General features: G+C 61.6%; 14 protein-coding genes and 1 riboswitch. Of the genes, 9 read left to right on the top strand and 5 right to left on the bottom strand.

Annotated features, from left to right (window positions below):
- Window positions 1-23 precede the first annotated feature (23 nt).
- Complete coding sequence (locus tag ACX3M4_RS05680; RefSeq protein ID WP_459357618.1) at window positions 24-890, top strand: LysR family transcriptional regulator; 867 nt, start codon at window positions 24-26, stop codon at window positions 888-890.
- Between the two features lies 1 nt (window position 891).
- Here ACX3M4_RS05680 and ACX3M4_RS05675 read toward each other — a convergent pair whose 3' ends face one another.
- Window positions 892-1,473: a MarR family winged helix-turn-helix transcriptional regulator gene (locus ACX3M4_RS05675; protein ID WP_459357617.1), complete on the bottom strand. Its 582-nt coding sequence runs from the start codon at window positions 1,471-1,473 to the stop codon at window positions 892-894.
- A 243-nt stretch (window positions 1,474-1,716) separates the two neighbouring features.
- On the opposite strand from ACX3M4_RS05675, the gene ACX3M4_RS05670 reads away from it, so the two are divergent.
- On the top strand, window positions 1,717-2,673 hold the full coding sequence (locus tag ACX3M4_RS05670; protein ID WP_459357616.1) for a DMT family transporter: 957 nt from the start codon (window positions 1,717-1,719) through the stop codon (window positions 2,671-2,673).
- An 85-nt stretch (window positions 2,674-2,758) separates the two neighbouring features.
- On the opposite strand, the gene ACX3M4_RS05665 is transcribed toward ACX3M4_RS05670, so the two are convergent.
- Both ACX3M4_RS05665 and ACX3M4_RS05660 read right to left on the bottom strand, forming a co-directional pair.
- Window positions 2,759-3,652: an ROK family protein gene (locus ACX3M4_RS05665; protein ID WP_459357615.1), complete on the bottom strand. Its 894-nt coding sequence runs from the start codon at window positions 3,650-3,652 to the stop codon at window positions 2,759-2,761.
- Window position 3,653: 1 nt separating this feature from the next.
- Window positions 3,654-4,376, bottom strand: coding sequence for a class II aldolase/adducin family protein (locus ACX3M4_RS05660; protein ID WP_459357614.1), 723 nt, complete (start codon window positions 4,374-4,376; stop codon window positions 3,654-3,656).
- A gap of 291 nt (window positions 4,377-4,667) precedes the next feature.
- Between ACX3M4_RS05660 and ACX3M4_RS05655 the strand changes: the two genes are divergently transcribed.
- The gene (locus ACX3M4_RS05655; protein WP_459357613.1) at window positions 4,668-5,588 is read left to right on the top strand and encodes a DUF6030 family protein; all 921 of its coding nucleotides are present in this window, start codon (window positions 4,668-4,670) and stop codon (window positions 5,586-5,588) included.
- Here the strand turns inward: ACX3M4_RS05655 and ACX3M4_RS05650 are convergent.
- Window positions 5,557-6,492 carry a pirin family protein gene (locus ACX3M4_RS05650; protein ID WP_459357612.1) on the bottom strand — a complete coding sequence of 312 codons (936 nt, stop codon included), beginning with the start codon at window positions 6,490-6,492 and terminating at the stop codon, window positions 5,557-5,559. The genes ACX3M4_RS05655 and ACX3M4_RS05650 overlap by 32 nt on opposite strands.
- A gap of 156 nt (window positions 6,493-6,648) precedes the next feature.
- Here ACX3M4_RS05650 and ACX3M4_RS05645 point away from each other — a divergent pair, with 156 nt between their 5' ends.
- The 5 genes from ACX3M4_RS05645 to ACX3M4_RS05625 all read left to right on the top strand — a co-directional run bounded on the left by ACX3M4_RS05645 (window position 6,649) and on the right by ACX3M4_RS05625 (window position 10,028).
- Window positions 6,649-7,161: a P-loop NTPase family protein gene (locus tag ACX3M4_RS05645; RefSeq protein ID WP_459357611.1), complete on the top strand. Its 513-nt coding sequence runs from the start codon at window positions 6,649-6,651 to the stop codon at window positions 7,159-7,161.
- Window positions 7,162-7,208: 47 nt separating this feature from the next.
- Window positions 7,209-7,330: riboswitch (TPP riboswitch) on the top strand.
- A gap of 157 nt (window positions 7,331-7,487) precedes the next feature.
- Window positions 7,488-8,468, top strand: a complete 981-nt coding sequence (thiO, locus tag ACX3M4_RS05640) for a glycine oxidase ThiO (protein WP_459357610.1) — start codon at window positions 7,488-7,490, stop codon at window positions 8,466-8,468.
- Window positions 8,452-8,649 (top strand): sulfur carrier protein ThiS, encoded by a 198-nt coding sequence (gene thiS / locus ACX3M4_RS05635; protein ID WP_459357609.1) that lies wholly within the window; start codon window positions 8,452-8,454, stop codon window positions 8,647-8,649. The genes thiO and thiS overlap by 17 nt, the downstream gene beginning before the upstream one ends.
- A gap of 3 nt (window positions 8,650-8,652) precedes the next feature.
- Window positions 8,653-9,426 carry a thiazole synthase gene (locus ACX3M4_RS05630; protein WP_459357608.1) on the top strand — a complete coding sequence of 258 codons (774 nt, stop codon included), beginning with the start codon at window positions 8,653-8,655 and terminating at the stop codon, window positions 9,424-9,426.
- A complete protein-coding gene (locus ACX3M4_RS05625; protein WP_459357607.1) occupies window positions 9,423-10,028 on the top strand; it encodes a thiamine phosphate synthase in 606 nt (201 codons plus the stop codon). The genes ACX3M4_RS05630 and ACX3M4_RS05625 overlap by 4 nt, the downstream gene beginning before the upstream one ends.
- A gap of 12 nt (window positions 10,029-10,040) precedes the next feature.
- On the opposite strand, the gene ACX3M4_RS05620 is transcribed toward ACX3M4_RS05625, so the two are convergent.
- Window positions 10,041-10,922 (bottom strand): LysR family transcriptional regulator, encoded by an 882-nt coding sequence (locus tag ACX3M4_RS05620; RefSeq protein ID WP_459357606.1) that lies wholly within the window; start codon window positions 10,920-10,922, stop codon window positions 10,041-10,043.
- Between the two features lie 318 nt (window positions 10,923-11,240).
- Between ACX3M4_RS05620 and ACX3M4_RS05615 the strand changes: the two genes are divergently transcribed.
- A complete protein-coding gene (locus ACX3M4_RS05615) occupies window positions 11,241-12,740 on the top strand; it encodes a CoA-acylating methylmalonate-semialdehyde dehydrogenase (RefSeq protein ID WP_459357605.1) in 1,500 nt (499 codons plus the stop codon).
- Window positions 12,741-12,798 lie beyond the last annotated feature (58 nt).

Genomic DNA, 12,798 nt, shown 5'->3' with positions numbered 1-12,798 from the left:
AAGACTGAGATGGTGTTTTGCTAATGGATCGGTCCCGGCTCGAGAACCTGCCGCTGGAGTGGGTGCGTGCTTTCGAAGCTGCCGCGCGTTGCGGCAGTTTTACCGCAGCCGCGCGGGACATCGGTGTGACCCAAGCGGCCGTCAGCCAGCGGATCGACAAGCTTGAGAAGCGGCTCGGCACTCAGCTTTTCCTGCGTCAGGCGCGCAGCATTGCCTTGAGCGTGGAGGGCGAAGCCTGGCTGCCGCATGTGCGTTCGGCATTCGAAAGCCTGCGCCGGAGCACGGAGGGATTGTTCGGCGTTTCGCGAAACAGGCTGACTGTTTCGGCAAGTTCGTCGGTCATCGATCTCTGGATCCAGCCGCGGCTTGGCCGTCTCGTTGCCGGGATCGATGCACAGCTCTCCTTCCGCACCATGGTCCTGACCACGGACACGCCGCAGGAAGACGACATGATCCGCATCCGCTATGGCAGCGGCGACTGGCCCGTTGCGTACCGGTTTCCGCTGTTTGGTGAACGCATTGCTCCGGTTGCCTCGCCGGATTTGCTACAGTCCGGCAAGCCCTGGACGGAGTTGCCGCGTATTGCGCTTTCCGGTCCTCGGCCCGGATGGAGCGAATGGAGTGCGCGCTTCGCTACGCCGTCGACGCCGCTTCCCGCGCTGAGGTTCGACACCTTCGTCTCGGCCCTCGGCGCAGCGCGTGCCGGACACGGTGTTCTGCTCGCCTCGCTTCCACTTTGCCGAGAGGACCTGGAAACCGGGCGTCTGCAAAGGCCGTGCGAGGAGACGCTTGCCAGTCCCCAGACCTATTGGGTGCTGGCCTCGAGGGAGGCAATCTCGCAGCGGCAATGGACCCTGCTGGAATCGGTCCTGCGCGAAACGGCCGCCTAGATCAGCGGTTTTTGGAAAGAGGATCGCTGACCGACCGGATCAACTTTTCCAGTAGGCCGGACAATTGCTGCTGTTCCTCGCCGGTCAATCCCCCGACTGCACGGTGCTGCGTGTCGATATAGCCGGCCATCTGTGTCTTGATCAGGTTGAGGCCCTTTTCCGTCAGGCACACGGTCAGCGCGCGGCGGTCATCCGGATGCGGACAGCGTTCGACCAGCCCGGCCTTTTCAAGCTTGTCCACCCGGGCCGTCATGCCGCCCGAACTCATCATTGTCGTCCGGTAAAGCTCTGTCGGTGTCAGCTTGTAGGGCGGGCCGGACCGCACGAGCGTCGCAAGCACATCAAATTCGCCGGTCTTCAACCCGATATCCGCATAGGCAGGGGCGAGATAGTCCCGGCTCAGCACCTGTGCCGCTTCGTTCAAGCGTCCGAGAAGGACCATGGGCGCGAGCCGGTCCTTGAAATCCGGCAATTCCTTCTGCCATTGCCGCCGCGCACGCTCGGCGCGGTCAAGCAGGAGATCCTCCGGATCTCCGAAGAGATGGTCTTTCGAGGCCTTGGAGCCGGGGGACTGAGCTGTCATCGAACGCGTTCCGTATTGGGGGCACGGCGTCTCATACACCTTTTTCGTGTGCGATGTGTGGACGCTGGATAAATGTCTGATCTTTCGTTTCTTTCTCCTCCGGAGACTCTCCGGTTTTCGGGGAGATGTCAATTGCAGTCAAGAATCTTGATGTAAAGTATCTTGAAAACGAGATAAAAAATGATACCTCTGTCCTATCGACGCGGCAGAGGGCCGGCGTCACGTCTCAGAAAGGACAGTCCGATGGCGGACACGATCAGTTCGGAAGCGGGGGCAGACGGGAAGAGGGGTCGCACAGTTGCGCTTGAGCAGCCCCTTGTTCTTCTTCTTGTCGTCGGCAGTTTTCTTGCCGTATCCACCATCATCGCCAAGGCGGGCCCTTCCGCGGGCTGGCATCCGCTGGCCTTGCTGCAATGGTCGATCCTGGGTGGTGCCCTGGGGCTGTTCCTGATTACCCGGCTCGGCAACGGCAGGCGGAAAGCAGAGGTCTCGCGACCGGAAGGCGGCTATGGGCGACTGGGCATCTATCTGTTGATGAGCGGGGTCCTGTTCATCATCCCCAACATGATCGCGGTCAATGCGGCACCTAAGGTGGGGGCAGGCTTCGTCTCGCTGAGTTTCGCCTTTCCGCTGGTCCTGACCTACGCCTTCGCGGTGTTGCTTCGGCTGGAGCGTCCGCAGTTGCTCAGGGGAACGGGTGTGCTCTTCGGGCTCGCCGGCGGTGTCCTGCTCGCGGTTTCCGGCAAGGATCTTTCGGTGGAAGCGTCCTGGTGGTCGATGATCGCGCTGTCGATCCCGGTTTTCCTGGCAACGGGCAACATCTACCGCACGATGCAATGGCCGAATGGGGTGAAACCTGTCGATCTGGCGCTCGGCATGATGGCAACCGGCTTTATGGCGCTGGCGCTCTTCACCGCGATCGCCGGTATCCCGGTGGTGCCGGTAACCTGGACCTCGGCCTCGGCGGGGCTCCTTGCAGCTCAGACGGCCATCTTCGCCATTCAATACGGCCTCTACTTCCGTCTGCAGCAGACCGCGGGGCCGGTCTATCTCAGCCAGATCGGGTCGGTCGCGGCCGTTGTTGGTCTCGGCCTCGGGTTCCTGGTCTTCGGCGAGGTTCCCAACCTTGCCAAACTGGCTGCCGTCGCCTCGGTCGGTATCGGGATCGTCCTGGTGACGCTTGGCCGCCTGAAGACCTGACCACGTGCTTTGCCGGAACCCAAAAAGGCCTGTGCTTTCGCGCAGGCCTTTTTGGTTTATGGCTCGTCGTTTGACGACCGGAAGCTTATCCCCACAGCCAGGCAGCACCGCGCACACCGGAACTGTCACCGTGAACCGCCTTGCGGATCGGCGTCTCGAACGTGTCGGAGAAGATATAGGGCGCCATGACGGGCGGCAGGTCTTCATAGAGCTCGTCCACATTCGACATGCCGCCGCCGAGCACGAAGACATCCGGGTCGAGGAGATTGGCCGACATGGCGAGCGCGCGTGCGAGGCGGCTGACATAGGCCTCATAAACCGCCGTCGCGGTCGCGTCGCCAGACCGTTTCAGGTCCATGATCTGATGACCCTTCAGAAGCGTTCCGGTCTTTTCCTTGTAGTCGAGCTGGAAACCGGTCCCGGAACACCAACGGTCGATAACACCCTTGTGGCCGATCCAGCTGTCCGGCCCCGGATATTCCTCCGGTTTGAGCCACGGCACGGTAATCCCGCCCCATTCGCCGCCAATGCCGTTGGCACCGAGATGTGCCTTGGCATCGATCGCAATGCCCGAACCGCTGCCCGTTCCGATGATGATGGCATGGACGATGTGAGCACCGGCACCGGCACCGTCCGTCGCTTCGGAAACAGCCAGGCAATTGGCATCGTTCTGGATCCTGACGGGACGGCCGAGGATCGCCTGCAGATCCTTGTCCAGCGGCTTGCCGTTCATCCAGGTGGAATTGGCGTTCTTGACCAGCCCCGTACGCGGAGACAGCGACCCCGGAATGCCGAGGCCAAGCGTTCCGGTTTCGCCGGTCGCAGCTTCCGCGGCTTCCACTAGAAAGCGGACGGCCTCCAGACAGCCCTGATAATCGTCGCGCGGCGTATCGACCCGCTGACGGTGCAGTTCCATTCCTTCGTTAGAAAGGGCGATGATTTCGATTTTCGTTCCGCCCCAGTCGATTCCAAGCCGCATTTCAGTCCACCCGTTTTGGCAATTCGAAGGCGGCCGCCTGACCGTCTTCGAGGTCTTTTGTCTGTTTGCCGTAGCTTTTGAATTTTTTCAGAATGTCCGCCATCTCGTCGGCACTCAGGATCACCGGTTCGCCAAGCGCCAGGGACGACAGATATTGATCCGCAAGATCCTCGACACCTTCCGCGACCGAGAGCGCCTTTTTCAGCGTCGGTCCACCGGCGATCTGGCCGTGATTGGCAAGAAGGCAGGCATTGCGCGCGCCAAGTGCGGCGATCATGGCCTCCGAAAGTGCCTTTGTGCCGAAGCTGGCATAGGCCGCACAGTCGATCCGGTCGCCGCCCGCCAGGGCCACCATGTAATGAAAGGCCGGAATGCCGCGTCGATGGCAGGCGAGTGCCGTTGCCCGCGGGCTGTGACAATGCACGACGGCACCACAGGCCGGTTTCGCCAGATAGAAATCCAGATGCATCCGCCATTCAGAAGAGGGCAGAATATCGCCCCGGTAGCAGCCGTCGAAATCGACGGCGACGATGCTGTCTTCCTCTAGGTCCTCATAGGGCGTGCCGGACGGCGTGATGAGGAAGCCGCTGCCGATTCGCGCGCTCACATTGCCCGAGGTGCCCTTGGTGAGACCGAGCCTTGGAAGCGCCCGTGCCGTTTCGATGATCTTCCGGCGCAGTGTCTTGGTGTCGGCCGGAAATGGCGAGGTCATTTCAGTGGGCATGGCAAATCCGGGCAAGAGCGGCTGATCGCGACGCACCCTATAAGCCGAAAGGTCTTTGCTTCAAGTGCGAAGCGCGGCTTCTTGCCCCTGCCGAACAACTTTAGCCGTTAAGCGCGACAGTTTTCCTGAAATACCTGAGACGTTCGCCCGCAGAAGCGCCATTTTTGGACTTTAGGACAAAACCGTCTGCCGGAAGGTCATATGTGCAGTTGGTTGCAGGACGTGCCTATGCCCAGGACCGGAACACCGCATCCGGTAGCGAACGAACGAGAACTCTGTCACAAGACTCAAATGGAAGACACCCGCCACGACAAGGACATGCGGTCCGCTCGACAGCCGAAGGCCCGCAGCAGCGGACCGCGGTGGGCGGACGATGCCGCCGAGCCTGTCACGTCTCCCCGAAAAGCCGCGCCATCGGTGCCGGGACACCCAACTTCCAGGGCTTCCTTCCTTGCATCCTATTATCTCTGGGGGGCATTGGCGCTGATCATCGCAAGCGCAACAATCGGCGGTACGCTCTGGCATTTCCGTCAGGGGGCCGATGTCGAAGAGGTTGCCATCGAGCAGCCTTTACCGGATCCCCTGCAGCCGTTGCCTGAAATCACAAGAACCGCCTTGCTCAATCCGAAGCCGGAGCTTGCGGCTGAACTCAAACGCGCTTTTTTGGGCCAGCCCGATGCCCTTTGCACCGAGCTGGGCAGCCTCGGTCTTGAAAACCCGGGCTGGCGCCGGGCGCCGTTTCAGACGAAGCGCTGGCAATGCGCATCCGAACTGGTGCCACTGACGACCCCGAGTGTCGACTATGGTCCGACGACCCTGTTCTTCCTGCTGCGCGGTCCTTCTGAAACCAAGATCGACTATTTGAGGCTGAAGCTGGTTGTCGAGGATCCGAAACAGAAGCAGATCGGTCTCGAAGCCGTCTGGCTGGTGATTGACGCCCTTGCGGGCCGCTACGGCTGGACGGTTCCGGAAGACTTCAGGACGGCTATTTCCGGTTTTGCAAAGCTGGAGACGAGCCATCGCGGCGTCCGCCTGTCGGTTGCGCCCGAAGACCCGAAGCTCACCGGCGATGCGCGCGCAAGCCGCCGGCTCAACATCATTCTCGATTTTGGCGAGCCGGACCTGATCCGGCCCTCCGACCGCTTCGAACAGGCGCCGCCACTGGAGAGCGGCTGGACAATTACGGCCCCGGACGGTCGGGAAGGGGAATGAACTCCTCCGCGTCGCCGGGTACCGTATCGAACCGGCCTTGCCGCCAATCTTCCTTGGCTTGTTCAATGCGCTCCTTCGAGGAAGAGACAAAGTTCCACCAGATGTAACGCCGGCCGTCCATTGGTTCCCCGCCGAGGACAACGAAGCGTGCCGGATGGGGCGTGTTGTTTTCGATTACCAGATGGTCACCCGGCTTGAAGACCAGAAGCTGTGCGGGATCGAAGCTCTGGCCTGCGACCTCGATCTGCCCGGACACCGTGTAAAGACCGCGTTCTTCCCAGCCGGCATCGAGCGGGATCTTTGCGCCGGGGGCGAGGGAGATGTCCGCATAGAACATGTCCGAGGCCGTTTGAACCGGCGCCTTATGACCATAAAGGCTTCCGGCGATCAGCTTGACCGATGCTCCCTTGTCGGCGAACTCCGGCTGCTCATCCGTTCCGAAATGCTGGAAGGTGGGGTCGCTTTCCTCAAGGTGCTGCGGCAGGGCGACCCAGCTCTGCAGGCCGAAGAGAGAGCGGGGCTGCTGCTTGCGCTCCGCCTGTTCACGCTCCGAATGAACGATGCCCTTGCCGGCGCTCATCCAGTTGAGGGCGCCCGGGGCAATGGCAATCTCGGTGCCGAGACTGTCGCGATGATACATCTCGCCTTCAAAGAGATAGGTGACAGTTGCAAGACCGATATGCGGATGTGGGCGCACATCGATGCCGCCGCCGACGAGAAGCTCCGCAGGACCCATCTGATCGAAGAAGATGAAGGGACCGATCATCCGGCGTCTGGCCGAGGGCAGCGCGCGGCGGACGGAGAAACCGCCGAGATCGGAAGTCCGCGGGACGATTATGGTCTCGATCGGATCGCAGCTCGCTGCGTTTCCGGCAATAGGATCGGGGCAGTTCAACCAGCTCATCAGCGTCATCCTCGATGGAAAATTTCATCTCCTCGTTAGATAGGGCTGCTGCGCCGCGTGTGTCCATTGAACAGTCCGTTTCCGGGTTGCCGTCAAAACCGGAGCGTGTATAACGTCCGGCCCTTCCGAACCAAAAGGTGCATTATGAAACGCGTCATGATCGTCGGCGGCCCCGGCTCCGGCAAGAGCACGTTCGCCGCCGCGCTCGGGCAAAAATCCGGATTGCCGGTCTTTCACATGGACAAGATCCACTACCGGCCGGGTTGGGTCGAGCGGAGCCGCGCGGAGAAAGACCGGATGACCCACGAAGTGCACATGAAGGACACCTGGATTTTCGAAGGCGGTCACTCGAGCACCTATGCCGAACGGATCGCGCGGGCCGACACCTTCGTCTGGCTCGATGCTCCCGTCGGCAGACGGATCTACCGCGTGCTGAAACGCTCGCTGCGTTATTACGGCCAGAGCCGCCCGGATTTGCCCGACGGGTGCCCGGAGCAGTTCAATTTGCAAACCGTCGACTTTGTCCGCTTCATCTGGCGCACCCGGCAATCCGCCCGTGTCAAGCTGGACGCGGTCTATCGCGCGCCGCCGTCTCATCTCCGGGTATACAAACTCCAGACTTTCACCGACATGCAACAGTTCCTCGACGATCTTCCCGACCTGGGGTGAGGCAGCCGTTCCACTCTTGACAGCGCGCTTGCTGTCCCGGCACAACTGGCGTTCACCCGGGGTGTCCCGACAAGGGGCTGAGATACTGCAGGGCGCATCCGCGCAGCGCAGGGACCCGATGAACCTGATCCAGGTCATGCTGGCGAAGGGAGGGTGTCTTCGTCTTGGGCGTTCCGGAACCCGGAATCAGATCCCGGGCAGCCTCTCCAGCCGGACTGACTGAATTGTGCAGTGCTGTTCAATCGCTGCGGAAAGTCCTGCGTGCCGGAAACTGCGCCTCCGAATTTGAACTTCGTATCTGCCTCGCCGAGCCTGAGGGGGCAGTCATGAGAATTGCAATCCGCGGCGCAGGTGTGGCGGGCCTTGCTCTTGCTCACGAGCTTCGTGCGCGCGGGGCAGACGTCACGATCCTCGAAGTTCGAAAAGACCAGACCGGCAGCGCCTCGTGGCTCGCCGGTGGCATGCTGGCTCCCTGGTGCGAGCGGGAGAATGCCGAAGAAGACGTGCTCACCTTCGGCAGGGAAAGCATTTGCTGGTGGGACAAGGTATTGCCCGGCCATGTCAGCCGGAAGGGAACACTCGTTGTTGCGCCACCGCGCGATATTGCCGAGCTCGACAGGTTCGCCTCCCGCACGACCGGATTCGAGAGGATCGGTGCGGCAGAGATTTCCGGTCTGGAACCCGACCTTGGTGACCGTTTCGCAAGGGGGCTGTTCTTTTCTGAAGAAGCGCATCTCGATCCGCGCAAGGCGCTCATGGCACTGCGCAAAAAGCTGGAAGCAGACGGTGTCCGCTTTGTTTTCGGGGCTGAGGCCGGGCAGGGGGCGGAGGCCGGTCTTGTGGCCGAGTGCACAGGAATTGCCGCGGGCGATCCGGACCTGCGGCCCGTGCGCGGTGAAATGCTGCTGCTTCACGCGCCTGACGTTTCCCTGGCGCGGCCCGTGCGGATGTTGCATCCGCGCATTCCGGTCTATGTGGTGCCGCGGGAAGATCACCTTTTCATGGTCGGCGCCACAATGATCGAAAGCGGCGACGAGGGCCCGGTCAGCGTCCGGTCCACGATGGAGCTGCTCAACGCTGCCTACAGCCTTCATCCGGGTTTTGCGGAAGCCAAGATCGTGGAGACCGGGGCAGGGCTCCGGCCCGCCTATTCCGACAACCTGCCGCGCATTTCGTTCAGCGAAAATACCCTCTCGCTCAACGGCTTTTACCGCCACGGCTTTTTGCTGGCGCCCCACTATGCAAGCGAAGCCGCAAAGACACTCCTTCATCATCTTCAGGAGAAGACCCTTGAAGCTCATCATTAACGGCGAAGATCGGGAGGTTGCGAGCACCACGCTGGCGGCTTTGCTGGAGGAACTTGCCTACGACCACGACTTTCTTGCGACCGCCCGCAACGGCGATCTCGTCATCGCGGAAGAACGCTCTGCCTGCAGCCTCGCAGCCGGAGACCGGATCGAGATCCTGTCGCCGATGCAGGGGGGCTGAGAGATGCCGGAATTCTACGGCGAACAGATCGCCTCGCGGTTTCTATTGGGCACGGCGCAATATCCCTCGCCGAAGATCCTGGGAGAAGCGGTGAAAGCCTCGGGTACGGACATCCTGACCGTCTCGCTGCGCCGGGAAAGCGCTGGGACCGGTTCTGGCGGCAAGTTCTGGGAGCTGATCCGGCAGCTTGGTGTCAAAATACTGCCGAACACTGCCGGCTGCCACTCGGTCAAGGAAGCCGTCACGACCGCGAAGATGGCGCGGGATTTGTTCGGAACGGACTGGATCAAGCTGGAAGTCATCGGACAACACGACAGCCTGCAGCCGGATGTGTTTGGATTGGTGGAAGCTGCCCGTATCCTGAGCGAGGATGGCTTCAAGGTGTTTCCCTATACGACCGAGGACATCGTCGTTGGCGAGAAGCTGCTGGAAGCAGGCTGCAAGGTGCTGATGCCCTGGTGCGCGCCGATCGGCTCGGCGCGTGGTCCGGTCAATCCGGAAGCGCTCAGGACCTATCGCGCTCATTTCCCCGATATCCCGCTGGTGGTAGATGCAGGACTCGGACGCCCGTCTCATGCAACGCAAGTCCTGGAACTCGGTTTCGACGCGGTGCTGCTCAATACGGCAGTGGCGAAGGCCGGCGATCCGGTTGCCATGGCAACGGCCTTTCGTCTCGCTATCGAGGCTGGACGGCTCGCATATGAAGCAAATCCCCTGGCACCGCGCGATATGGCGGTTCCCTCGACCCCGGTGCTTGGAATGGCGGTGTTTGAATGAAGCTCGATCCCTTTTACCTCATCGTCGACAGTTCCGACTGGATTGCCCGGTTGATCCCGCTCGGCGTCAAGCTTGTACAGCTGCGCATCAAGGATGCTGCGGAAGAGGTTCTGCGCCGCGAGATCGCCGCTTCCAAGGAGATCTGCGCGAAGCACGGTTGCCAGCTGATCGTCAATGATTACTGGCAGCTCGCCATTGAGGAGGGCTGCGACTTCGTCCATCTCGGTCAGGAAGATCTGGCCGACGCGGATGTTGCCGCGATCCGCAAGGCGGGCTTGAGGCTCGGCGTTTCGACCCATGACGGCGAGGAACTGGGCACGGCGCTCAGCGTCAATCCTGACTACGTGGCACTGGGCCCGGTCTATCCGACGATCCTGAAGAAGATGAAATGGGCACCGCAGGGGATCGAGAAGATCGCCCGGTGGAAAGCCAGGGTCGGCAATTTGCCATTGGTCGCAATCGGTGGCCTTAATCCGGAGCGTCTGCCGGGCGTCTTTGAAAACGGTGCCGACAGTGCGGCGGTTGTGACCGACATTACTCTGAACGCCGATCCGGAAACGCGGACACGGGAATGGTTGGAAGCCACGGCACGCTGGCGATAGCAGCGAGACCGGTCAGCCGAATATCGCCCTGTCGCGCGCGATCTGATCGCGCAGGAATTCCTGGACGGCAGCGACGTGGCGCAGCGGGCGCGAGCTTTCATGGGTGACCATCCAGTACGCCCGGCGCAGCTTGATTTCCGGCAGAACGGCGACAAGCTTTATATCATCGCGTGCGATGAAATCGTGCAGGATGCCGATACCCGCGCCGGACCGCACCGCCTCGGTCTGGCCGAGGGCTGAGGCAATCTCGAAGCGGGCGGTCCAGTTCTTGACGATCTCCATCCCGTAATTGAGCGACGGCGAATAAAGAAGATCCTCCACATAGCCGATCAGATCGTGCGCGCTGAGATCTGTTGCCGTGGAGGGGGTGCCGCGGGCCTTCAGATAGGTTCGCGAAGCGTAGAGACCAAGCGAATAGTCGACGAGCTTTCCCGCCACCAGCCGGCCGGTCTCCGGCCGGTCGATGGTCACTGCAATGTCCGCTTCGCGCCGGGAGAGGGAGAAGGACCGCGGCACCGGCACGAGCTGTACCGTCAGCCCGGGATGCTTTTCCGTAAGCTTGCCGAGGCGAGGCGCGAGATAGGCAACACCGAAACCGTCCGGAGCCCCGATGCGCACGGTGCCGGAAATCTCCGGTGTGTCATGGCCAAGATCGGCTTCCGCCGCGACGGCCTCGGCCTCGATCCGTTCCGCCCGCTCGAAGAAGCGGCTGCCGGCCTCGGTCAGGACGCAGCCCGAGGTCGACCGGTCGAAGAGACGCGTGCCGACGCTGTCCTCCAGTGCCGTCAGCCGCCGGGCGACGGTTGCATGATTGAGCCCGAGCCGCCGTGCGGCGGAAAGGATCTGCCCCGAGCGCGCAATGGCAAGAAAGATGCGGATGTCGTCCCAGTTCATGGCGTTGAATTTCCAATTTCTCGTCGTCATTCCCGCAAAGGCGAGGATCCGGGAAACTTCACCGTCATCCTCATTTCTCTATGCGCATCCCGGGATTCCAGGGGCCTGGTTCTCCGCTTCGCCGCAAGCGGGATGACACGGAGAGAGGATTGGATCTATCGTGATCGCCGCGAAGTTTTATTGCCATAACTATAAAAAATGCACAACAGGTCCGGATTTCTGGGTCTTGTTTGCGGCAAAAATAAAAGTCAGAAAGAAAGCCGGACCCGGCCACCTCAGTGTCAGCCGGCGCGTCAGACATTTTGGGAGAAACGCGACATGGAAAAGATCGGTCATTTTATCGGCGGCAAGCGTGTTGAAGGCACGTCCGGCCGTTATGCGGATGTCTTCAATCCGGCAACCGGCGAAGTGCAGGCGCAGGTCGCACTCGCCAGCCAGGCTGAAATGGACGCAGCCATTGCCAATGCCGCGGCCGCACAGCCGGCCTGGGCTGCCACCAACCCGCAGCGCCGCGCTCGCGTGATGATGAAGTTCGTCGATCTTCTCAACCGCGACATGGACAAGCTTGCCGAGGCGCTCTCCCGCGAGCACGGCAAGACCCTGCCGGACGCCAAGGGCGACGTCATCCGCGGTCTGGAAGTCGCCGAATTCTGTATCGGCGCGCCGCATCTTCTCAAGGGTGAGTTCACCGAGGGCGCAGGCCCGGGCATCGACATGTACTCCATGCGCCAGCCGCTTGGCGTCGTTGCCGGTATCACGCCGTTCAACTTCCCCGCCATGATCCCGATGTGGAAGTTCTGCCCGGCTATCGCCAGCGGCAACGCTTTCATCCTGAAGCCGTCCGAGCGCGATCCTTCCGTGCCGATCATGCTGGCCGAACTGATGATCGAAGCCGGCTTGCCGGCGGGCGTCCTCAACGTCGTCAACGGCGACAAGAGCGCGGTCGATGCGATCCTCGACGACGAAACCATCCAGGCTGTCGGCTTCGTCGGGTCCACCCCGATCGCCCAGTATGTCTATGCCCGTGCAACGGCTTCCGGAAAGCGCGCCCAGTGCTTCGGCGGTGCCAAGAACCACATGATCATCATGCCGGATGCCGACATGGACCAGGCTGCCGACGCTCTGATCGGTGCAGGCTATGGTGCCGCCGGTGAGCGCTGCATGGCCGTCTCCGTCGCCGTTCCGGTCGGCGACAGCACCGCGGACGCGCTGATTGCCAAGCTTGCCCCGAAGGTCGAAGCCCTGAAGATCGGGCCATACACCGCAGGCAACGATGTCGATTTCGGCCCGCTGGTCACCAAGGAAGCGCTTGCCCGCGTCAAGGGCCTCGTCGACCAGGGTGTCAAGGAAGGCGCCAAGCTCGTCGTCGATGGCCGCAATTTCTCCATGCAGGGCTATGAGAACGGCTACTTCATGGGCGGGTGCCTCTTCGACAACGTCACCAAGGACATGGAGATCTACAAGACCGAGATCTTCGGCCCGGTTCTCTCTGTCGTCCGTGCCCAGAACTACGAGGAAGCCCTCGAACTGCCGCTCAGCCACGAATACGGCAACGGCACGGCGATCTTCACCCGTGACGGCGATACCGCCCGCGACTTCGCCTCGCGCATCAATATCGGCATGGTCGGCATCAACGTGCCGATTCCGGTGCCGCTCGCCTATCACACCTTCGGCGGCTGGAAGAAGTCCGGCTTCGGCGATCTCAACCAGCACGGTTCGGACGGGTTCAAGTTCTACACCCGCACCAAGACCGTGACCTCCCGCTGGCCGTCGGGTCTGAAGGACGGGGCAGAGTTCGTCATTCCGACGATGAAATAGTTCCTCCCGGACTTGCGTCCGATTTGGCGCTCCCGGTTTTGCCGGGGGCGTCTTTTTT

The organism is Roseibium sp. M-1, from assembly GCF_054515675.1.
Note: the sequence above shows the minus strand (reverse complement) of the source record. Positions and strands in the feature narration are given on the sequence as shown.

Coding starts and splice junctions, on each gene's coding strand:
- ACX3M4_RS05680 (WP_459357618.1), top strand. CDS start 24: ATGGATCGGTCCCGGCTCGAGAACCTGCCGCTGGAGTGGGTGCGTGCT.
- ACX3M4_RS05675 (WP_459357617.1), bottom strand. CDS start 1,473: ATGACAGCTCAGTCCCCCGGCTCCAAGGCCTCGAAAGACCATCTCTTC.
- ACX3M4_RS05670 (WP_459357616.1), top strand. CDS start 1,717: ATGGCGGACACGATCAGTTCGGAAGCGGGGGCAGACGGGAAGAGGGGT.
- ACX3M4_RS05665 (WP_459357615.1), bottom strand. CDS start 3,652: ATGCGGCTTGGAATCGACTGGGGCGGAACGAAAATCGAAATCATCGCC.
- ACX3M4_RS05660 (WP_459357614.1), bottom strand. CDS start 4,376: ATGCCCACTGAAATGACCTCGCCATTTCCGGCCGACACCAAGACACTG.
- ACX3M4_RS05655 (WP_459357613.1), top strand. CDS start 4,668: ATGGAAGACACCCGCCACGACAAGGACATGCGGTCCGCTCGACAGCCG.
- ACX3M4_RS05650 (WP_459357612.1), bottom strand. CDS start 6,492: ATGAGCTGGTTGAACTGCCCCGATCCTATTGCCGGAAACGCAGCGAGC.
- ACX3M4_RS05645 (WP_459357611.1), top strand. CDS start 6,649: ATGATCGTCGGCGGCCCCGGCTCCGGCAAGAGCACGTTCGCCGCCGCG.
- thiO (WP_459357610.1), top strand. CDS start 7,488: ATGAGAATTGCAATCCGCGGCGCAGGTGTGGCGGGCCTTGCTCTTGCT.
- ACX3M4_RS05630 (WP_459357608.1), top strand. CDS start 8,653: ATGCCGGAATTCTACGGCGAACAGATCGCCTCGCGGTTTCTATTGGGC.
- ACX3M4_RS05625 (WP_459357607.1), top strand. CDS start 9,423: ATGAAGCTCGATCCCTTTTACCTCATCGTCGACAGTTCCGACTGGATT.
- ACX3M4_RS05620 (WP_459357606.1), bottom strand. CDS start 10,922: ATGAACTGGGACGACATCCGCATCTTTCTTGCCATTGCGCGCTCGGGG.
- ACX3M4_RS05615 (WP_459357605.1), top strand. CDS start 11,241: ATGGAAAAGATCGGTCATTTTATCGGCGGCAAGCGTGTTGAAGGCACG.